This window comes from Pseudonocardia sp. CA-107938 (genome assembly GCF_050936315.1).
In the GTDB taxonomy this organism is placed as follows: Bacteria; Actinomycetota; Actinomycetes; order Mycobacteriales; family Pseudonocardiaceae; genus Pseudonocardia.
The window spans coordinates 5,727,026-5,747,492 of record NZ_JBNJNA010000001.1 but is presented as its reverse complement, the minus strand read 5'-3'; the positions used below and the strand labels follow the sequence as shown (position 1 = coordinate 5,747,492).

The 20,467-nt window shown below is 72.6% G+C and carries 19 protein-coding genes; 11 read left to right on the top strand and 8 right to left on the bottom strand.

The annotated features are described in order from the left end of the window. Positions 1 to 38: 38 nt before the first annotated feature. The 6 genes from ACQEVB_RS28400 to ACQEVB_RS28375 all read right to left on the bottom strand — a co-directional run bounded on the left by ACQEVB_RS28400 (position 39) and on the right by ACQEVB_RS28375 (position 5,894). Complete coding sequence (locus ACQEVB_RS28400; RefSeq protein WP_432977593.1) at positions 39 to 863, bottom strand: HAD family hydrolase; 825 nt, start codon at positions 861 to 863, stop codon at positions 39 to 41. Then, complete coding sequence (locus ACQEVB_RS28395) at positions 860 to 1,993, bottom strand: cysteine protease StiP family protein (RefSeq protein WP_432977590.1); 1,134 nt, start codon at positions 1,991 to 1,993, stop codon at positions 860 to 862. Before ACQEVB_RS28395 ends, ACQEVB_RS28400 begins: the two co-directional genes overlap by 4 nt. Continuing rightward, on the bottom strand, positions 1,990 to 3,321 hold the full coding sequence (locus ACQEVB_RS28390) for a phosphoribosyltransferase family protein (protein ID WP_432977587.1): 1,332 nt from the start codon (positions 3,319 to 3,321) through the stop codon (positions 1,990 to 1,992). Before ACQEVB_RS28390 ends, ACQEVB_RS28395 begins: the two co-directional genes overlap by 4 nt. Then, positions 3,318 to 4,478 (bottom strand): HpcH/HpaI aldolase/citrate lyase family protein, encoded by a 1,161-nt coding sequence (locus tag ACQEVB_RS28385; RefSeq protein ID WP_432977584.1) that lies wholly within the window; start codon positions 4,476 to 4,478, stop codon positions 3,318 to 3,320. The genes ACQEVB_RS28390 and ACQEVB_RS28385 overlap by 4 nt, the downstream gene beginning before the upstream one ends. 128 nt (positions 4,479 to 4,606) lie before the next feature. After that, positions 4,607 to 5,308, bottom strand: coding sequence for a TerD family protein (locus ACQEVB_RS28380; protein WP_432977581.1), 702 nt, complete (start codon positions 5,306 to 5,308; stop codon positions 4,607 to 4,609). 10 nt (positions 5,309 to 5,318) lie between these two features. Beyond that, a complete protein-coding gene (locus ACQEVB_RS28375; protein ID WP_432977578.1) occupies positions 5,319 to 5,894 on the bottom strand; it encodes a TerD family protein in 576 nt (191 codons plus the stop codon). Positions 5,895 to 6,150: 256 nt separating this feature from the next. On the opposite strand from ACQEVB_RS28375, the gene polA reads away from it, so the two are divergent. Further along, a complete protein-coding gene (gene polA / locus ACQEVB_RS28370; protein ID WP_432977575.1) occupies positions 6,151 to 8,928 on the top strand; it encodes a DNA polymerase I in 2,778 nt (925 codons plus the stop codon). On the opposite strand, the gene ACQEVB_RS28365 is transcribed toward polA, so the two are convergent. After that, on the bottom strand, positions 8,925 to 9,317 hold the full coding sequence (locus ACQEVB_RS28365; RefSeq protein WP_432977572.1) for a hypothetical protein: 393 nt from the start codon (positions 9,315 to 9,317) through the stop codon (positions 8,925 to 8,927). The two genes, polA and ACQEVB_RS28365, sit on opposite strands and share 4 nt — an antisense overlap. Positions 9,318 to 9,413: 96 nt before the next feature. Here ACQEVB_RS28365 and ACQEVB_RS28360 point away from each other — a divergent pair, with 96 nt between their 5' ends. The 10 genes from ACQEVB_RS28360 (at position 9,414) to ACQEVB_RS28315 (ending at position 19,246) form a co-directional block, all read left to right on the top strand. Further along, positions 9,414 to 9,857 carry a helix-turn-helix transcriptional regulator gene (locus ACQEVB_RS28360; protein ID WP_432977569.1) on the top strand — a complete coding sequence of 148 codons (444 nt, stop codon included), beginning with the start codon at positions 9,414 to 9,416 and terminating at the stop codon, positions 9,855 to 9,857. Positions 9,858 to 9,867: 10 nt separating this feature from the next. Then, entirely contained in the window at positions 9,868 to 10,302 is a 435-nt protein-coding gene (locus ACQEVB_RS28355; RefSeq protein ID WP_432977566.1) for a VOC family protein, read from the top strand. Positions 10,303 to 10,450: 148 nt separating this feature from the next. Beyond that, a complete protein-coding gene (ruvC, locus tag ACQEVB_RS28350) occupies positions 10,451 to 11,017 on the top strand; it encodes a crossover junction endodeoxyribonuclease RuvC (RefSeq protein ID WP_432977563.1) in 567 nt (188 codons plus the stop codon). Next, the gene (gene ruvA, locus ACQEVB_RS28345) at positions 11,014 to 11,607 is read left to right on the top strand and encodes a Holliday junction branch migration protein RuvA (protein WP_432977560.1); all 594 of its coding nucleotides are present in this window, start codon (positions 11,014 to 11,016) and stop codon (positions 11,605 to 11,607) included. Before ruvC ends, ruvA begins: the two co-directional genes overlap by 4 nt. A 124-nt stretch (positions 11,608 to 11,731) precedes the next feature. After that, positions 11,732 to 12,760 carry a Holliday junction branch migration DNA helicase RuvB gene (gene ruvB, locus ACQEVB_RS28340; protein WP_432977557.1) on the top strand — a complete coding sequence of 343 codons (1,029 nt, stop codon included), beginning with the start codon at positions 11,732 to 11,734 and terminating at the stop codon, positions 12,758 to 12,760. 53 nt (positions 12,761 to 12,813) lie between these two features. Then, the gene (gene yajC / locus ACQEVB_RS28335) at positions 12,814 to 13,203 is read left to right on the top strand and encodes a preprotein translocase subunit YajC (protein ID WP_432977554.1); all 390 of its coding nucleotides are present in this window, start codon (positions 12,814 to 12,816) and stop codon (positions 13,201 to 13,203) included. Between the two features lie 76 nt (positions 13,204 to 13,279). After that, the gene (secD, locus tag ACQEVB_RS28330) at positions 13,280 to 15,046 is read left to right on the top strand and encodes a protein translocase subunit SecD (RefSeq protein ID WP_432977551.1); all 1,767 of its coding nucleotides are present in this window, start codon (positions 13,280 to 13,282) and stop codon (positions 15,044 to 15,046) included. Position 15,047: 1 nt separating this feature from the next. Beyond that, positions 15,048 to 16,289 (top strand): protein translocase subunit SecF, encoded by a 1,242-nt coding sequence (gene secF, locus ACQEVB_RS28325; RefSeq protein ID WP_432977548.1) that lies wholly within the window; start codon positions 15,048 to 15,050, stop codon positions 16,287 to 16,289. Next, positions 16,286 to 16,828: an adenine phosphoribosyltransferase gene (locus tag ACQEVB_RS28320; RefSeq protein WP_432977545.1), complete on the top strand. Its 543-nt coding sequence runs from the start codon at positions 16,286 to 16,288 to the stop codon at positions 16,826 to 16,828. The genes secF and ACQEVB_RS28320 overlap by 4 nt, the downstream gene beginning before the upstream one ends. A 60-nt stretch (positions 16,829 to 16,888) precedes the next feature. Further along, positions 16,889 to 19,246 (top strand): RelA/SpoT family protein, encoded by a 2,358-nt coding sequence (locus tag ACQEVB_RS28315; RefSeq protein ID WP_432977542.1) that lies wholly within the window; start codon positions 16,889 to 16,891, stop codon positions 19,244 to 19,246. Between the two features lie 3 nt (positions 19,247 to 19,249). Here ACQEVB_RS28315 and ACQEVB_RS28310 read toward each other — a convergent pair whose 3' ends face one another. Continuing rightward, positions 19,250 to 20,425, bottom strand: coding sequence for an MFS transporter (locus tag ACQEVB_RS28310; protein WP_432977539.1), 1,176 nt, complete (start codon positions 20,423 to 20,425; stop codon positions 19,250 to 19,252). Between the last annotated feature and the right edge of the window lie 42 nt (positions 20,426 to 20,467).

Below are 20,467 nucleotides of genomic sequence, written 5' to 3'. Positions count from 1 at the left end.
GCACCCCTTCCCTTCCCTTTTAGGACTTTCGTCCGGTTCTAGCCTGCCATGGGTGGCGCGCTGTGCTCACGCAGCCATCCCAGGATCTCCGCGCCCGCCCAGCCGCCCCGCGCTGCTGTGACGGCCACGTGCGGGCGCGTCCAGCCGGTGTCGGCGAGCTCGCCGTGCGCGGGACGCACCGCGGCGTCGGCCGCCTCGAGCAGGTCCGCGTCGAGGAGCGAGTCGCCTGCGGCGAGCAGCCGGTCGCCACCGCAGCGGGCGAGCACCTCGCGCGCGGCCGCGGACTTCGTCAACGGCACCGGCACCGCGTAGACCTTGCGGCCCTGCAGCGACACCCGCCAGCCGTGCGGCGCGCACCAGTCCGCGAGCTCGGCGACCCAGCCCGCGGGCAGCGCGGCCCGGTCGACCACCGCGTAGACGAACCCGGGACCGCTCTCCAGGCCCGCTGTCCGCAGCGTCAGGACGAACGGCCCGGACATCGCCTCCAGGCGCGCCCGGACCTGCGGCAACGGCGCGCAGCCCGCCAGCCGCTCGTGCACGGCAGCCGTCCACGCCGGGTCCGGCACGCCGTCGACCAGCAGGTGCGCGCCGTTGCTCGTGATCGCGTAGCGCGGGGCGGGACCGGGCAGGTGCACCCGCGCGTACTGCTCGGGGGTGCGGGTGGTGGTCGGCACGACCGTCGCGAGCGCGCCGAGCTTCTCCAACTCGGCCGCCGACTCCTCGGTCATGAACGATAGCGGCATCCCCTTGTACAGCTCGACGCACAGCAGCCGCGGCGCCTGCGCGTCGGGGACGCGCAGGTCGAGCGCGTTCGCGGAGTAGATCAGCGTGCGGTCCAGGTCGAGGCAGGCCACGGTGGTCACCGTGGGACCCCCGTCGCGGCCAGGCCGTCAGCACCGGTGGCGCCGCGGGTGAACCGCGGATGGATCAGCCCGACGCAGGTGTAGGGCAGGTCCGCCACCTCCTCGACGGGCACGCCACGCTGCTCGGCCAGGAGCCGCACGTGCGCGAGATCGGCGGCCGGCGCTCCGGCCCGAGCCAGCACCTTCCACGGCACGCGGCGCAGCAGCACCCGCGTCGTCTCGCCCACGCCGGGCTTCACCAGGTTCGGGTCGCCGATGCCGTACTCGTCGACGATGCGGTCGACCGCCGCCCACCCGGCGTGGTCCGGGGCGCGGTCGGTGGGCGCCGACGTGTCGCCGACCTGCGCGAACGCCGCCGTGACGGTGTCGAGGAAGGCGTTCGACACGTCGGCCGGGGCGAGCTCGGCGTAGAACTTCGCCCCGTGGAACATGCCGGGGAGGATCAGCCGGTCGTTCAGCACCGTGCGCGACACCAGGCCGGACACCGTCGAGTTCAGGCACGCCGACGGGATCAGCCAGTCCTCACGCGTGCCGAAGACCGGGGTGCACCGGCCGGGATCGGCCAGCACCGCCAGGGTCGGATCGAACGGGGTGCCGGCCAGCGCCGCCGCCAGCTCCCGGGTGATCGCGCCCTTGCCGGTCCACCCGTCGACGAAGACGACGCGCGCCGGGTCGTGGTGCGCCGCCAGCCACTCCAGCGCGACCCGGTCGATCCCGCGCCCGCGCACGATGGAGACGGCGTAGTGCGGGAGGTCCAGCCCGTGCCGAGCGGCGGCCCACCGGCGCAGCAGCACACCGATCGGGGTACCGGCCCGGGCCAGCGACACCAGCGTCACGTCGGAGCCGCGTTCGGCCAGCACGAGCTCGGCCACCGTGCCGACGGCGTGCGCGAGCCGGTCCGCCGAGGCGGCCAGGGTGTCCTGGTAGAGCCGCAGGTACGCGGCGTCCGGCTGGAACTCCTGCGGCAGCGACTCGGCGTAGTGCGCGCCGCCGGACTGCACCGCCTCCTCGCGTTCCTCGGTCGGCGCTTCGAGCGCGACGTCGGAGAGGTCGGTGAGCAGCCAGCCGACCTCGTCGGCGGCGTAGCTGCCGAACGCAGGCCCGCGCAGGACGGGCGGAAACGTCCTCATGGGGTGACCACCACCGTGATCCGCGCCGACGGGACGGCCGCGGCGAGGGCGGCGAGCAGGCCGGTGTGCAGGGCGGGGGTGTCGCCCGCCGGATCGACCACGACGAGGATCCGGTCCCACGGCCCGGCAACGTTGTACGCGAAACGCGGGCCGGGGCCGTCGACCGGATCGTCGTGCGCGGGGAAGGTGATCCCGCTGCGCAGCGCGTACCCCGGCTCGTCGACGACGACGGCGGGGGAGCGGGTGGTGGTGGAGAACGCGACGTCGTGGCCGGCATCGGCGAGGGTCTGCGCCAGCCGCAGCGGCAGCGCCATCAGTTCCTCGGTGCCCAGGACGAGCGTGCGGTCGCCGTCGGCGAACCCGGCGAGGGTGACGACGGTCCGCGCCAGCCGGGGGAGCGCCTCCGCGAGGGTGGCGTGGTCGGCCCGGCGGAAACCGTGCCGTCCGCCGACGGGCAGCCCGGCCGGCCAACCGAGGTCGGCCAGGACCACCCGCTCCGGTGGACGCCCGCTGCCGCCGCCGGCGGGTCCGGTCGGCGCCACCGCTGATGCCTTCACCTGCTCGGCCCGTGCGGCGAGATCGGCCGGCAGGTGCACGCCCGCCCGGCCCAGCGCGACGACGTCGAGCCGGGCACCCAGTGCCGCCACGCCGTCGACCAGCGACGACGTCTCGGGACGCACGTCGACGAGCGCCGCCAGCACGTACCGCTCCCGCGGAGCAACGGCGTGCAGGGCGGTGATGGTGTTGAGCGCGGTACGACCCGTCGACAGCTCGTCGTCCACCAGGACGAGCGGTCGGTCACCCCGCAGCAGGGTGGCGCCCGCCGGCAGGAGCAGGTGCTCGGTGGCGTGCGAGTGCTCCTCGGAGAACCCGCCGACCGGCTCGAACCAGGGCACCGGACGCCGGGTGGAGTGCAGGTAGTCGGCCGCGAGCGCCTCGGCGACGCTGTGCCCCAGCCCGGTCGCCGTCTCGGCGAACCCGAGCACCAGCGCATCGGTCGGCTCGGCGCCGGCGACGGCGTGGCCCTGAAGCGCGGCCGGAGCGGCCGGATCGCCGTCGAGGGCCGCCCGGAGCAGGTCGTGCGGCAGGTCCCGGAGCGGGCGCCCGGCCAGCGCATCGGCGACGCGGCCACCCAGCAGCAGCCCGGCCGCCCGCACCAGCCGCGGGTCGGTCGGCACGTGCTTGCCGAGCAGCCGCGACACCAGGAGCTGCGCGCGCTTCGGGTTGTGCCGCAGCGCCAGCCCGAGCAGCGTCTCCGGCTCGGGTTCGCCGTGGGCGATCAAGCGGATGCCGAGCCGGTCGAGGACCGGGACAGCCGCGGCCGTCACCGCCGCATCCCGGCGGCCAGCAGGTCCACGAACGAGATGCCTTCTCGGGACACGCCGAACACCCGCGCCCGATCGGCCGTGGCCCGCGCCCACGCCATGTGCGGGCGGATCTCGTTCATCTTGTTGCCGAGCCCGGACGCCATGACGCCGCTCGCCCGACCGGCGCCCAGCACGTCCATCGCGTCGCGGTACTCCTCCAGCGGGACGACCTGCAACGCGTTCACGACGGCGACGTGGCTCGGGTGGATCGTCGTCTTCCCCGTGAGCCCGTTCGCGCGGTCGAGCTGCACCTCGCGGATCAGCCCGTCCAGCGCGCGGGAGAGCAGCTGCCCGCGCAGCTCCGGCACGTTGTGCTCGCTGAACGGCGTGGACCGCAGCTGCGGCTTGAAGATGCGCTCTATGTCGGTGAAGTACTCCCACACCGGGCCGCTGACGGCGAAGCCGCTGCCGTCGACGCGGCCGAACACGTTCACGACGTCGGCGATCAGGTCGGCGACCACCTTGATGTCGTAGATCGACACGTCGGGGGAGCGGCGCAGCCCGAAGTAGGCGCAGAGGTCGGTGGCCCCGATCCGCACCGCCAGGACGCGCTCGCGGTCGCGGTGCAGCACCGCCCGCATCCTGGTCAGCTCGTCGACGCGGGTCTCTGCGTAGAGCGCGGCACCGGACTCGACGACCGGCATGACGTGGAACATCCGGTCGACGGCCCGGTCGGCGCGGTCCACGGCATGCAGGTAGTCGACGCCGCTCGTGGCCGTGAACTTCGGCAGCACGAACCCGTCCACCACGGCGGTCGCGGTGCCCAGCCGCTTGACGAGCCCGCGGATCTGGGTGTGGTCGCGCACCCGCACGAACACCAGCGGCAGCTCCGCGCCCAGGTCGGCGAAGCCGCGCAGGGTGGCGACCAGGTTGTCCTCGGCGGTCGCGACCTGCTCGTCCGCGATCGCGTCCTCCAGGCACACGACGACGGACGTGACGCCTGCCGCGGCCTGCTTGGTGATGTCGGCCGGCAACGACGGCCGGTCGGCCGGCATGTAGAGAGTCGCGCCGAGCGCCACCGCGAGGAACCGCGACGGGCTGTCGCGGTGGAACTCCTCGGGTGGCGACTCGAACAGCGACTCCTCGGCCGGACCGGCGAGATGGCTGAAATGGCGCACGGGAACCCCTCCTGGTGCGTCACCCCGACGTGACACGAGCCCTGTGGAAAGTGGACGAACGGTGTCAGTCAGCGTGGTGGTGCGCCGCCGGACGGGGATAGGGGTTGCTTGTTTCTACTTCGTGTCCCCTACTTGCTGCCCCTGGTCCACTCCATGCCCCAGCCGTAGGCCCGGTCGACATCGGCCTGGCCGCCCCGGATGTAGCGGACCTCGCGCTGCACCACGAGCTCACCGCCCCGGTTCTCGAGCATCGCGATGACGCACGTCGGCGAGCCGGGGTCGGGCTCGTCGAGACGCACCTCGATCTCGGGGCCGGCCGTCGGGTAGAGCGTGACCACCCCGTCGGCGCTGGCCCAGTTCGGCACACCCTCGTAGATGAACGTGAACACGAGGATGCGCCGGATCTCGTTGACCCTGGACAGGTCGATGAACATGTTCTCGCCGCCGACCGCGGAACCGGATCGGTCGTCGCCGTCCAGCCGGATGATCGGCGCCCCGCGGTACGGGGCCTGGAACGCGTTGCCCAGCGCCTGCACCACGCCCTTGCTGCCGTCGGAGAACTCCCACAGGCAGGCCAGGTCGAGGTCGATCGCACCGCTGCCCCCGCCTGCGAGCCTGCCGAACAGGCCCTTCTTCTGCGGGGCTGCGCCGGAGCTCCACTGCAGGTTGACCCGCAGCTGACCGCTCGTGGCGCCCTGCTTGGTCAGCGAGACGCTGGGCGCCGACTTCGTCAGGGTGACCTTCGACAGCGAGACCCCACCGCCACCCGCCGCGGGTGGCGGTGCGGCGCCCTGCCCCTGTGAAGGACGCTTGTTGTAGTCGATGGCCACGACCGCGGCCTCAGACGCTGACGCCGAAGTCGCGCGCGATGCCCGCGAGGCCGGAGGCGTAGCCCTGGCCGACCGCCCGGAACTTCCACTCCGCACCGTTGCGGTACAGCTCGCCGAAGACCATGGCGGTCTCGGTGGAGGCGTCCTCGGTGAGGTCGTAGCGGGTGATCTCCTTCTGGTCCGCGGCGTTGACGACGCGGATGAAGGCGTTGCGCACCTGCCCGAAGTTCTGCTGGCGGGTGTCGGCGTCGTAGATGCTGACCGGGAAGACGACCTTGTCGACGTCGGCGGTCAGACCGGCCAGGTTGACCTTGATCTGCTCGTCGTCGCCCTCGCCCTCGCCGGTGAGGTTGTCGCCGGTGTGCTCGACGCTGCCGTCGGGGCTGGTCAGGTTGTTGAAGAACACGAAGTGCTTGTCCGAGAGGACCTTGCCGTCCTGGCCCACGAGGATCGCCGACGCGTCGAGGTCGAACTCGGTGCCCGTCGTGGTGCGGACGTCCCAGCCCAGACCCACGACCACGTTGGTGAGGCCCGGGGCCTCCTTCGTCAGGCTGACGTTTCCACCCTTGGTGAGGCTGACGCCCATCACTGCTCCGAATCTCTAGTTCGAGGGGAGGAGATCCCCCTGTCCGAGCGTTTGGCCGCGGCAGCATAGCGGGGACGTACCGCGGCATCTGTCCGTATTGCGAACGTGCGAGGGGTCCCGGCGAGTTCCCGACGCACTGACCGTTCACCGATCGGTTACCCCACCCGGTGCGGACCACCACCGCGTCATGGGGCCGCACGATCGGCGACGACGGCCCCGTCGGAACTGTCGGTGGCCGGTCCTAGACTCGCCGTCGATGAGCCCCGCAGCAGCAGCTTCCGCGAAGTCCCCCGCCGCACCGCCGTCGACGGGGAGGCGACTCATGCTGCTCGACGGCCACTCGCTCGCCTACCGCGCGTTCTTCGCCCTGCCGGCGGAGAACTTCCGCACCGGCACTGGGCAGACCACCAACGCCGTCTACGGCTTCACGGCGATGCTGATCAACCTGCTGCGCGACGAGCAGCCCACCCACATCGCGGTGTGCTTCGACGTCTCGCGCAAGACGTTCCGCTCGGAGCGCTACGCGGACTACAAGGCGAACCGCACCACCACGCCCGACGACTTCCGCGGTCAGGTCGACCTGATCAAGGAGGTGCTCGGCGCACTGCAGATCCCCTGGTTCGGGGTCGAGGGGTACGAGGCCGACGACCTGATCGCCACGCTCACCACCAAGGCGGAGGCGGCGGGCTACCAGGTGCAGATCACGAGCGGCGACCGCGACTCGTTCCAGCTGGTCACCGACAACGTGATGGTGCTCTACCCCACCCGCGGGGTGTCCGAGCTGGGCCGGATCGACCCGGCCGCGGTCATGGACCGCTACGGGCTCACGCCTGAGCAGTACCCGGACTTCGCGGCACTGCGCGGCGACCCCAGCGACAACCTGCCGAGCATGCCCGGCGTGGGCGAGAAGACGGCGGCGAAGTGGATCCGCGAGTTCGGGTCGCTCGCCGAGCTCACCGACCGCGTCGACGAGGTGAAGGGCAAGGCGGGCGACACGCTGCGCGCGAACCTCGCCAACGTGCTGCTCAACCGCCAGCTCACCGAGCTCGTGCGCGACGTGCCGATGGACGCCGAGCCGGACGACCTCGAGGTGCGGCCGTGGGATCGCGACGCGGTCCACCGGTTGTTCGACGAGCTGGAGTTCCGCGTCCTGCGCGAGCGGCTGTTCTCCACCCTCCAGAGCGCCGAGCCGGAGGCCGAGGGCGGCATCGAGGTGCAGGGCAGCGCGCTCGCGCCCGGCACGGTCCGGGCCTGGCTCGACGAGCACGCCCGCGACGGGCGCCGGGTCGGACTGGCCTTCCACGGCATCACCGGCGGCGCCGTCGACGGTGACCTCGCAGGGATCGGGCTGGCCACCGGCGAGCCCACCGTGGAGGCGCGCGCCGCGGGCGCCACCGCCGGCGTGCCGCAGGCCGCGTACATCGACGTCACCATGCTCACGCCCGACGACGAGCAGGCGCTGGGGGAGTGGCTGGCCGATCCGGCCGTCGCGAAGGCCGCGCACGACTCGAAGGCCGCGCTGCACGCCCTGCGGGGCCGCGGCTGGACCCTCGGCGGCCTCACCAGCGACACCGCGCTCGCGGCCTACCTGTCGCGGCCCGGCCAGCGCACGTTCGACCTGGCCGACCTCACGCTGCGCCACCTGCGCCGGGAGCTCGTGATCGAGGGCGGCCCGGCCGACGGGCAGCTGTCGCTGCTCGGGGGCGAGGAGGAGGCCGACACCGCAGTCGCCGACGGGCAGATGGTGGCGGCGTCCGCCGTCGCCGACCTGGCCGACGCGCTCGACGTCGAGCTGGCGGAGAAGGGCGGCACGGAGCTCCTCGCCGAGCTGGAGCTGCCGCTGCAGTACGTCCTCAACGACCTGGAGCACGCCGGCATCGCCGTCGACGTCGCCGCGTTGGAGGAGCTGGAGGCCGAGTTCGCCGCGCAGGTCCGGCAGGCGGCGCAGGACGCGTACTCGGTGATCGGCAAGGAGATCAACCTCGGCTCGCCGAAGCAGCTGCAGGTCGTGCTGTTCGACGAGCTCGACATGCCGAAGACCAAGCGCACGAAGACGGGTTACACCACCGACGCCGACGCGCTGCAGACCCTCTTCGAGCAGACCGGGCACGCGTTCCTGCAGCACCTGCTCGCGCATCGCGACGCCACCAGGCTCAAGGTCACCATCGAGGGCCTGCTCAAGTCGGTGGCCTCCGACGGGCGCATCCACACCACGTACAGCCAGACCATCGCGGCCACCGGCCGGCTGTCGTCCACCGAGCCCAACCTGCAGAACGTCCCGATCCGCACGGCGGCGGGTCGGCGGATCCGCGACAAGTTCATCGTGGGCGAGGGCTACGCCGAGCTGATGACGGCCGACTACAGCCAGATCGAGATGCGGATCATGGCCGACCTGTCCGACGACGCGGCGCTGATCGAGGCGTTCCGTTCGCAGCAGGACTTCCACGCCGACACCGCCTCGCGGGTCTTCGGGGTGGCCACCGACGAGGTCACCCCCGCCCAGCGGGCCAAGATCAAGGCGATGAACTACGGCCTGGCCTACGGGCTGTCGGCGTTCGGGCTGTCCAACCAGCTGCGGATCTCCACCGACGAGGCCAAGGCGCTGATGGACGACTACTTCGAGGTGTTCGGCGGAGTCCGCGACTACCTGCGCAGCGTCGTCGACGTGGCCCGCAAGGAGGGCTATACCGCAACGATCCGCGGCCGCAGGCGGTACCTCCCCGACCTCACGAGTGACAACCGGCAGCGCCGCGAGATGGCCGAGCGGATGGCGCTCAACGCGCCGATCCAGGGCAGCGCCGCCGACATCATCAAGGTCGCGATGCTGGGCGTGCACCGGGCGCTCGCAGCGGAGGGGCTGCGCAGCCGGATGCTGCTGCAGGTGCACGACGAGCTGGTGCTGGAGGTCGCTGACGGCGAGCGGGAGGCCGTGGAGGCACTCGTGCGGCGCGAGATGGGGGCAGCGGCGGACCTGAAGGTGCCGCTGGAGGTGTCGGTGGGCTACGGGCGCAGCTGGGACGACGCCGCGCACTAACCGGCGGTGCTGCCCGGTTCCGCTGCTCCGCTGTCGCCCGGTGCCTCGGTCTCCACGCCGCGGATCAGCTCGAGGAGTTCCTCGGAGTCGAGGGTGTCCTCGTCCTGGCGCGGGCGGTAGCCCGTCCACGCGGGTGGCTCGTCGTAGCCGGCGTCGGGGCCGCCGTCCCAGGCCGTCGCCGCAGCCCACTGCTGTTGCGCCTGCGCGTAGCGGTACTGCCGGGCGTGCTCCTTCTGCATGGCGTCGAGGTAGGTGAAGAGGACGACCACCACGCCGCCGAACACGAACGGGGCTCCCGCGACGAGCACGGGCCAGCCGATCTGCAGTGCGGCGAGGCCGAATCCGGCGGCCATCACCAGCACCCCTGCCACGAGCGTCCCCATCCGCATGGCCTGCGACCGTAGGGCCCGCGCGGCTGCGCCGGTACTAGCCGGGAGGTGACAGATGCGTGACCGGGCGGCCCGCGCCGCGCGACACTGGTCCGCATGGCCGAGCCGGGACGTCCCGCGGTGCCCGCCGTGTTCCACCTGCGACGTGCCCGCGACCTGATGGACCGTCGGTTCGCCGAGCCGCTCGACCTCGACGCGATCGCGGCGGCCGCCGGGTACTCGCGCTACCACTTCGTGCGCACCTTCCGCGCCGCGTACGGCGAGACGCCCGGCCGCTACCTGACGCGGCGACGCATCGAACGGGCCGCGGACCTGCTGCGTTCGGCGAACCTGACCGTCACCGAGGTGTGCACGGCGGTCGGGTTCTCCAGCCTGGGCACGTTCAGCCGCACGTTCTCCGAGCTGATGGGGGAATCGCCGAGCGCCTACCGCACCCGGCACGCCGACGGCGGCCCGCGCATCCCCGGCTGCTTCGCGATGGCGTGGGGCCGGCCGGGTACCGCAACCTCGGACAAGCTCCGACGTGGTCCGCAGCCCTAGCCTCGACCGCATGATCAGTGGCTTCTCGCACGTCACGTGCTACGTGCTGGACCAGGACCGGGCGAAGGCGTTCTACACGGAGAAACTGGGCTTCACCCTGAACACCGACGTGACGATGGGCGACGGGTTCGAGGGCGCCGGCCACGGCTTCCGCTGGTTGACGGTGAGCCCGCCGGGCAATCCGGAGCTGGAGATCATCCTGGCCGATCCCCACATGGGTAACGACGACGAGTCGGCCGCGGCGATCCGCGCGCTCGTCGCGAAGGGCGCGCTCGGCACCGGTGTGTTCGAGACCGATGACGTGCGCAAGACCTACGCGGAACTCTCGGCGCGGGGCGTGGAGTTCCTGCAGGAGCCGGTGGAGCGGCCGTACGGGCTGGAGGCGATCCTGCGCGACGACTCCGGCAACTGGTTCAGCCTGACGGCGCGGGTGGCCGGGACGTGAGGGACCGCTGGTCCAGCTCGCCGCACCTGGACAGCGTGTTCGAGCGCCACGCCTGAACGGAACGGCGCGTCCTCGTCGGGTCCGCCCGGCGCCCCGGTAACCTTCCGGCTCGAACGACTGTTCGCGCTCGGGAGCGGAAGGGGCTGCGGTGCGGGTGCTCGGCGTCGACCCGGGGCTGACCCGGTGCGGGCTCGGCGTCGTCGACGGCGGCGGGGGCCGGCAGGTCTCCGCGGTCGATGTCGGGGTGGTGCGCACGCCGGCGGACGCCCCGCTGGAGCGGCGGTTGCACGTCGTGGCCACCGAGGTGGCGGCGTGGATCGCGCGGCACCGGCCGGAGGTCGTCGCGATCGAGCGCGTGTTCAGCCAGCACAACGTGCGCACCGTGATGGGCACGGCGCAGGCCAGCGGCGTCGTGGCGCTGATGGCGGCGCAGGCCGGTCTGCCGGTCGCCTTCCACACGCCGAGCGAGGTCAAGGCTGCCGTCACGGGGGAGGGCCGCGCGGGCAAGGAGCAGGTCACCGCGATGGTGACGCGCGTGCTGCGGCTCGCCGAGGCGCCGCGCCCGGCCGACGCGGCCGACGCCCTGGCCCTGGCCATCTGCCACTGCTGGCGGGCGCCGATGCTGGACCGGATGGCCGCTGCGAAGGCCCGCTCCGACGAGTTGGCGAAAGCGCACAAAGCGCGGCTGGCAGCCGCGGCGAAGGGACGGACATGATCAACTCGGTGCGCGGCGAGGTGCTGGAGATCGGCCTCGACCACGTCGTCGTCGATGTCGGCGGCCTCGGCTACGCCGTCCAGGCCACGCCGAGCACGCTGGCCACCCTGCGCCGCGGCGAGCAGGCACGCCTGGCCACCACGCTCGTCGTCCGCGAGGACTCGATGACGCTGTTCGGGTTCACCAGCAACGAGGAGCGCGACCTGTTCCTGCTGGTCCAGACGGTGAGCGGGATCGGGCCGCGGATCGCGCTCGCCACGATCGCGGTCCTCGACCCGGACGCGCTGCGCCGCGCGCTGTCGGAGGGCGACATCACGGCGCTCACGCGCGTCCCGGGCATCGGCCGGAAGGGTGCGGAGCGGTTGGTGCTGGAGCTGCGCGACAAGGTGGACCCGCCCGGCGCGGCCCCCGCGGTGCTGCCCGGCAGCGCCGGCGGGCCGACGGACGAGGTCGTCGAGGCTCTCGTCGGGCTCGGGTTCACGGCGAAGCCGGCCGAGCAGGCCGTCGCCGCGGTGCTGGCCGAGCAGGCCGGCGCGGACGCCAGCACGCTGCTGCGCGCGGCCCTGTCCCGCCTGGGCCGCAGCCGGTGACGTCACACCCCGTGATGCCCACCACCCCCACCCCCCGTCGAGAACGAACTTGTGGTGATCAACAGGGCTGTTTGATCACCGTAACGTCGTTCTCGACGGAGGCACCGGAACGAGGGTGGTTGCGGTGAGTGACGAGCTGTCGGCCGTTCCCGGGCCGGAGGACCTGCTGGTCGACGCGTCGCTGCGGCCGCGGAACCTCGCCGAGTTCGTCGGGCAGGCGCGGGTGCGGGAGCAGCTGGAGCTGGTGCTGGAAGGGGCTCGCCGGCGCGGTGCCCCACCCGACCACGTGCTGCTGTCCGGCCCGCCGGGGCTGGGCAAGACCAGCCTCTCGCTGATCATCGCGGCGGAGCTGGGCGCGCAGATCCGGTTGACCAGCGGCCCGGCCCTGGAACGGGCGGGCGACCTGGCCGCGATGCTCTCCAACCTCGCCCCGGGCGACGTCCTGTTCATCGACGAGATCCACCGCATCGCGCGGCCCGCCGAGGAGATGCTGTACCTGGCGATGGAGGACTTCCGGGTCGACATCGTGGTGGGCAAGGGCCCGGGCGCGACGTCGATCCCGCTGGACATCGCCCCGTTCACGCTGGTCGGAGCCACGACCCGGGCGGGCGCACTGACCGGGCCGCTGCGCGACCGCTTCGGGTTCACCGCCCACATGGAGTTCTACGAGCCTGCCGACCTGGAGCGGGTGCTGCGGCGGGCGGCCACGATCCTCGACGTCGACCTGCGCCCGGACGGGGCCGCCGAGATCGCCTCCCGCAGCCGCGGCACCCCGCGCATCGCGAACCGGCTGCTGCGGCGGGTGCGCGACTTCGCCGAGGTGCGCGCGGACGGCGCCGTCAACCGCGGGGTCGCGCGCGCCGCGTTGGCCGTCTACGACGTGGACGAGCTGGGCCTCGACCGGCTCGACCGCGCGGTCCTCGGTGCGCTGGTCCGCAGCTTCGGCGGTGGCCCGGTGGGCATCTCGACGTTGTCCGTCGCTGTAGGTGAGGAGCCGGGTACCGTCGAGGAGGTCTGCGAGCCGTACCTAGTGAGAGCCGGGATGCTGGCCCGCACACCGCGGGGCCGGGTGGCCACCGCGGCGGCATGGGCCCACCTCGGGATCACCCCGCCGCCCGACAGTCTCCCTGGTGGCCCTGCCGCATTGTTCTGAAGTGGGAGCTGGCAGACTCTGGTGGCTTCCGACGTGCGGAGACTACGGAGACCATGGACCTCACACTGATCTTCCCCTTGCTCCTGCTGGTGCTGTTCGTGCCGCTGTTCCTGCAGGCGCGCAAGCAGCGCAAGCAGATGAACGAGCAGCAGGCCCTGCAGTCCTCGTTGGCCGAGGGTGACGTCGTCATCACCATCGCCGGCCTGCGCGGCACGGTCGTCGACGCGTCCTACGAGGAGACCGTCGACCTCGAGATCGCCGAGGGCGTCGTCACCACCTGGGTGCGCGGCGCGGTCCGGCAGAAGGTCGAGGACACCGACACCGCGGACGCCCCCGACACCGCGGACGCCGCCACCGAGGCCGAGACGCCCGCTGCCTCCACCGACGACACGCCGCCGTCGCTCGAGAAGAACAACGACTCGAACGGTGCAGCCCGCAGCTGAGCGGTAGCCGCGCGGCGGCGCGGCCTGGTCGGAACTCTTCACACCGGAACCTCAGACCGAAGGCAGTGGCGATCCAGTGGCAACGACCCCGGGGCAGATCCGCCCCTGGCGCTATCTCGCGGTGTTCGTGGCGATCGTGGCCGCGATGTACGCGCTGGTGTTCTTCACCGGCGATCGCAACCCGACCCCGAAACTCGGCATCGACCTGCAGGGCGGCACCCGCGTCAACCTGCAGGCCCGCACCGAGGAGGGCGCGATCCCGCCCCGGGACCAGCTGGTCCAGGCGCAGCAGATCATCGACCAGCGCGTGAACGGGCTGGGCGTGCAGGGCGCCGAGGTCGTGCTGGACGGCAGCAACATCACGATCACCGTGCCCGGCCAGGACGGCGAGCGGGCCCGCTCGCTCGGGCAGACCGCGCAGGTGCGGTTCCGCTCGGTGCTGAGCTCGGCGGCGGTGAACCCGGCGCCTCCCCCGGCGGGCACGCCTGCCTCGGGTGCACCGAGCGCAGCCCCGACCGCAGCCCCGACCGCAGCCCCGACCGCCACCCCGGCATCGCCCACCGAGAAGCCGCAGGGCGCCGGCCAGGTCCCGCAGGTCACGCCGGTGTCGTACGACCGCCCCTTGCAGACGCCGCCGCCGTCGCCCGAGCCGCCACCACCGGCTGCCACCCCGGCCCCCGCCGCGCCGGGAGCGCAGGAACCCGCCGACCCGGAGCTGGCCGCCGCCATCAGACTCGCGAAGTCGACCCGGCAGAGCACCGACCCGCAGGTCGTGCAGGCCACCTTCGCCAGCTACACCTGCCCGCCGAACGACCCGCTGCGGGGCTTCGACGACCCGAACCTGCCGCTCATCACGTGCGACCGCGAGGGCACCACGAAGTACCTGCTCGGCCCGGATCCGGCGGACAAGAGCGCGCTGCCGCTGCCGCAGGGCACCGACATCGCCACCGCCCAGGCCCAGCAGGACGACCGGGGCTTCCGGTGGATCATCAACCTCAGCTTCAAGGCCGACGGGGCGAGCAAGTGGGGCGCCTACACGACGGCCAACGTCGGGAAGGCCGTCGCCTTCACGCTGGACGGCGCGGTGGTGTCGGCGCCGCAGATCCAGGGCCCGATCTACGGCAGCACCCAGATCTCGGGCAACTTCACCCAGCGCTCGGCCACCGAGCTGGCCGGGATCCTGCGGTACGGCTCGCTCCCGCTGTCGTTCACCTCGTCCGACGCGCAGACCGTGTCGGCGACGCTCGGCCTGGCGTCGCTGGAGGCAGGCCTGATCGCCGGCGCGATCGGGTTGGCGCTGGTCTTCGTGTACTGCCTCATCTACTACCGGGTGCTGGGGATCCTCACGATCCTCTCGCTGGTCCTGTCTGCGTCGATCGTGTACGCGGTGCTCGTGCTGCTCGGGCGCTGGATCGGGTTCACCCTCGACCTCGCCGGCGTCGCCGGGTTCATCGTCGCCATCGGCATCACGGCCGACTCGTTCGTGATCTTCTTCGAACGGTTGAAGGACGAGGTGCGGGAGGGCCGGTCGTTCCGGTCGGCCGTCCCGCGGGCCTGGGTACGGGCCCGGCGCACCATCCTGTCGGCCGACACGGTGATGTTCCTGGCGGCCGGCGTGCTCTACGCCCTGGCCGTCGGGCAGGTCCGCGGCTTCGCGTTCACCCTGGGCATGTCCACGGTGCTCGACCTGGTGGTCGTGTTCCTCGTGACGCACCCGCTGGTGGCGCTGGCATCGAACTCGAGGGTGTTCTCCAGTCCGTCGCTGTCCGGTCTCGGGGCCGTGGCGCGGATCGGTGCCGACCGGCGGGCCAAGACCCGCGTCTCCATGTCGAAGGGGGCCTGACATGAGCGCGACCGCCGCGCCCCGGCGCCAGGGTGTGTTCAGCCGGCTCTACACCGGTACGGGTGCCTTCGACATCGTCGGCAAGTCCAAGATCTGGTACACCGTCTTCGGCCTGCTGATGCTGATCTGCCTGCTCTCGGTCATCTTCCGGGGGTTCAACGCCAGCATCGACTTCACCGGCGGCAGCCAGATCCAGTTCCCGGCCCACACGGCGGCCGCTCCGGCCGACGTGGAGGCCGTCCGCCAGGTCTTCGAGCGGACGGTCGGCCGCGAGCCCGCGGCCGTGCAGGCGGTCGGCACGGGCACGGCGGCGACCATCCAGATCCGGGCCCAGGCGCTGAGCCCGACGGAGCTGGTGAACCTCCGGCAGGGGCTGTTCGACACGTTCCGGCCGATCGGTGCCGACGGCCAGCCGGACCTGCGGGTGATCAGCGACTCGGCCGTCTCGGGCACCTGGGGCGGGGAGATCACCCGGCAGGCGCTGATCGCGCTCGGCGTGTTCCTGGTGCTCGTGACGCTGTTCCTGGCGTTCTACTTCGAGCGCGAGATGGCGGCCGCGGCGCTCGTCGCGCTGCTGCACGACGTGCTCGTGACGGCGGGCATCTACTCCCTCGTCGGCTTCGAGGTCACCCCCGCGACGGTCATCGGCCTCCTCACCATCCTCGGCTTCTCCCTCTACGACACCGTCGTGGTGTTCGACAAGGTCAAGGAGAACTCCCGCGGGCTGCTCGGACTGACCCGCCGCACGTACCCGGAGGCGGCGAACCTCGCGGTCAACCAGACCCTGATGCGGTCGATCAACACCTCGCTGATCGCGGTGCTGCCGGTGCTCGGCCTGCTGGTGGTCGGCGTCGGGCTGCTCGGCGTCGGCACGCTCGCCGACCTCGCGCTCGTGCAGCTGGTGGGCATCATCGCGGGCGCGCTGTCCTCGATCCTGCTGGCCACGCCGCTGCTGGTGGACCTGAAGATGCGGGACAAGCGCTACCGGGCGCATGCCGCCCGCGTCGCGCAGAAGCGCAGGCGGCGAGCCCAGGAAGCGTCCGGCGAGCCCGCGGACGACGACGGCACCGACGTCGACCTGGAGACCGAGGCCCTGCCCGTCGACGACGGGTCGGCCGCCGAGCAGCGCCGCGAGCGGGCCATGGCCGCCGCGGCCAGCGCTCCGGCCCGTGCACAGCGGGCCGATCGGCGCGCCGGCACGCGGGGTGCTCCGGCCCGTCCGAGCGGGAAGCGCCGCCGGTGAGCGAGCCCGATACGGCGCCCGACCTGGAGCTGGAACGGGTCCGCGACCTGGTCCGCGACGTCCCCGACCACCCGCAGCCCGGGGTGCTGTTCCGCGACATCACCCCGGTGCTGGCCGACCCGGAGGCGTTCACCACCGTCGCCACGGAGCTGGCCGCGCGCGCCGGTGAGGCGTCCCTGGTGGCCGGTGTGGAGGCGCGCGGGTTCCTGGTGGGTGCTGCGGCGGCGCTGGTGGCGGGTGTGGGGGTCGTGCCGGTGCGCAAGGCCGGGAAGCTGCCGAAGGTCGCGGCCTCGCGCACGTACGAGCTGGAGTACGGCACGGCCACCATCGAGCTGCCGGCCGACACCGTCGCGCCCGGCACCGCGGTGTTCGTCATCGACGACGTGCTGGCCACCGGCGGGACCGCCGCTGCGGCGTGCGACCTGCTCACCGCGGCAGGCGCGCGGGTCGTCGGGTTCGGGGTGCTGCTGGAGATCGCGGGACTGGGCGGGCGCGACCGGCTCGGCGATGTCCCGGTGCACGCCCTGCTCACCGTCTGAACCTGCGGTCGCGTCACGGGTGGGGCGGACTATCCTGGTCGACGTGAGGGCGTCTCGTCGATGACCGGGGTTCAACAATCCGGTGCGTCCGTGCCCGACACGGACGGTCAGCCGGTCCCCGCCACGCCCAACCGGCCGTCGGCCACGCGGCGCGTGCGGGCCCGCATCGCGCGGCGCATGACCCCGGCGCGGGTGGCCACCGTCGCGCCCGTGCTGGAGCCGTTGGCCAGCGTGCACCGCGCGCTGCACCCGAAGGCCGACCTGGCGCTCCTGCAGCGGGCCTACGACGTCGCCGCGGTCAAGCACGAGGGCCAGAAGCGCAAGTCCGGCGACCCGTACATCACCCATCCCCTCGCGGTGGCGACGATCCTCGCCGAGCTGGGCATGGACACCACCACGCTGGTGGCCGCCCTGCTGCACGACACGGTCGAGGACACCGACTACCCGCTGGAGTCGCTGCGGGAGGAGTTCGGCGAGGAGGTCGCGCACCTCGTCGACGGGGTCACCAAGCTGGACAAGGTGGAGTTCGGCTCGGCCGCGGAGGCCGAGACGATCCGCAAGATGATCGTCGCGATGGCGCGTGACCCGCGCGTGCTCGTCATCAAGCTGTCCGACCGGCTGCACAACATGCGCACCATGCGGTTCCTCTCGCCCGAGAAGCAGGCGAAGAAGGCCCGGGAGACCCTCGAGGTGATGGCTCCGCTCGCGCACCGCCTCGGCATGGCGACGGTGAAGTGGGAGCTGGAGGACCGCTCGTTCGCGATCCTGCACCCCAAGAAGTACTCCGAGATCCTGCGGCTGGTCGCCACCCGCGCGCCGTCGCGCGACACGTACCTGAAGCAGGTCGTCGACGAGGTCACCCAGCAGCTCGACGCGGCCCGCATCAGCGCCACCGTCGAGGGCCGGCCCAAGCACTACTACTCGATCTACCGCAAGATGATCGTCAAGGGCCGCGACTTCGACGACATCCACGACCTCGTCGGCGTCCGCGTGCTGGTCGACGAGGTGCGCGACTGCTACGCCGCGATGGGCATGGTGCACGCGCTGTGGCAGCCGATGCCCGGCCGCTTCAAGGACTACATCGCCCAGCCGCGCTACGGCGTCTACCAGTCGCTCCACACCACCGTCATCGGGCCGGACGGCAAGCCGCTCGAGGTGCAGATCCGCACGCACGAGATGCACCGCACCGCCGAGTACGGCATCGCCGCGCACTGGCGCTACAAGGAGCTGCGCGGCAACAACGGGCCGTCCGCCGGCACTGTCGAGGTCGACGAGATGTCGTGGATGCGCCAGCTGCTCGACTGGCAGCGCGAGGCGGCGAACCCGTCGGACTTCCTCGACTCGCTGCGGTTCGACCTCGCCGCGCCGCAGATCTTCGTGTTCACGCCGAAGGGCGACGTCGTCACGCTGCCGGCGGGTTCCACCCCGGTGGACCTCGCGTACGCGGTGCACACCGAGGTCGGGCACCGCTGCATCGGGTCCCGCGTCAACGGCAAGCTGGTCGCGCTGGAGCGCAAGCTCGAGTCGGGCGACGTCGTGGAGATCTTCACCTCCAAGGCGGCGGAGGCGGGGCCGAGCCGCGACTGGCTGTCGTTCGTCGCGTCGCCGCGGGCCAAGACCAAGATCCGGCAGTGGTTCGCGAAGGAGCGCCGCGAGGAGGCCATCGAGGCGGGCAAGGAGGCCATCGCCAAGGAGGCCCGGCGCACGTCGATGCCGCTGCAGCGGCTCGTGTCGGCCGACGCGGTCGCCGCGCTCGCCCGCGAGCTGCACTTCCCCGACCTCTCCGGCCTGTACGCGGCCGTGGGGGAGGGGCACGTGTCGGCGCGGCACGTCGTGCAGCGGCTGGTCGCGCTGCTCGGCGGCGAGGAGGAGGTCGAGGAGGACCTCGCCGAGCGCGCCACCCCGTCGACGGTCCGCCTGCGCCGTGCCGCCCCCGACTCCGGGGTGGTCGTGCACGCCGACGGCACCGTCAACAACGGCGCCAGCGAGATGGCCGACGTCTACACGAAGCTGGCCCGCTGCTGCACCCCCGTGCCGGGCGACGAGATCCTCGGGTTCGTCACCCGCGGTGGCGGCATCAGCGTGCACCGCACCGACTGCACCAACGCCGTCGACCTGAAGACCCGCGAGGAACGGCTGGTGGAGGTCCGATGGTCGGTGTCGCCGGGTTCGGTGTTCCTAGTCGGCATCCAGGTGGAGGCGCTGGACCGGCACCGGCTCCTCTCCGACATCACGAAGGTGCTCGCCGACGAGAAGGTCAACATCCTCTCCGCGTCGGTCACCACCTCGCGCGACCGCGTCGCCGTCTCGCGGTTCTCGTTCGAGATGGGCGATCCCAAGCACCTCGGGCACGTCCTGCAGGCCGTCCGCAACGTCGAGGGCGTCTACGACGTGTACCGGATCACCAGCGCGAGCTGAGCGTCACGCCCGCCAGGTCGACCAGGCCAGCATCACCGCCGCCAGTGCCGCCACACCCAGGAGCAGCACGGCCGGCGGTGCGGCGGCGTCCAGCTCGGCCAGCACGTACGGCACGGCGAAACCCACATAGGACAGCGCCTGGAACACGGCCGTGAGACCGGCCAGCCCGTCGGGTGCGGCGAGCCGGGTGACCTCCAGCAGCCCGCACACCTGGCAGACGCCGTAGGCGGCCCCCAGCACCACCATCGCGACCATGGCGATGACGACCCCCGCAGCGGTGTCGATGGTCGCCGCGGCGAGGACGGCGACGAGCAGGCCGCCGACGACGGAGACCGCGGCCGCGGTCAGGAGCCGGCGTGGCCGCCCCGGATCGTCGATCCGACGCGCCAGCGGTTGCACGACGATCCCGGCCAACGCGCCCAGGGAGATGAACAGCGCGGCCAACAGCAGGCCGGCGCCGCCCAGCCGGGCGCCGACCAGACCGGGCAGGTAGGCCAGCGCGACCGACGCCGAGCCGAACACCCACGGCGCCAGCGGCACCACCACGCCGAGGAACCGCCGATCCGTCACCCCGACGATGCGCAGGCCCGCCGCACGGTTCACCGCTCGGGTCTCCCGGGCCCGGCACGCCGGCGCGACGGCGAGCAGGATCAGCAGCAGGTGCGGCAGGTAGGGCAGCGTCGTGGGGAGGGGGGCCGCATAGGCGAGCACCCCGGCGACGAGCGGCCCGCCGGCGAACCCCGCCGTCATCGCCACGGTGGCGCGGCGGGCACCGGCCCGCTCCGGCGACAGCTCCTTGATCCACGCCGCGCCCGAGCTGAACGCGGCACCGCTCGCGAACCCGGCCACCAGCCGCCCCGCGAAGAGCCACGGAACGCCCTCCGCGCCACCGACGATCAGCAGCACGCTCGCCACGAGCGAGGCCACCAGACCGGCGAGCACCACCGGCCGGCGCCCGTAGCGGTCCGACAGCGGGCCGCCGACGAACAGCCCGGGGACCAGTCCGACGGCGTAGAGACCGAAGGCGGCGTTCACCACGGCGGCCGAGAGCCCGAGCTCAGCGCGGTAGAGCAGCAGGAGCGGGGCGAACTGGTTCGCGCCCCACCCCACGGCCGCCACCGCGAGCGCGGCGCCGAGCCACCCGGTGCTGGCCGGCGCGGAAATCTGTCGTGTCGTCACCGGGCCGATCCTCGGCGCGTGCACCCCGGTTGCACGAGCGTC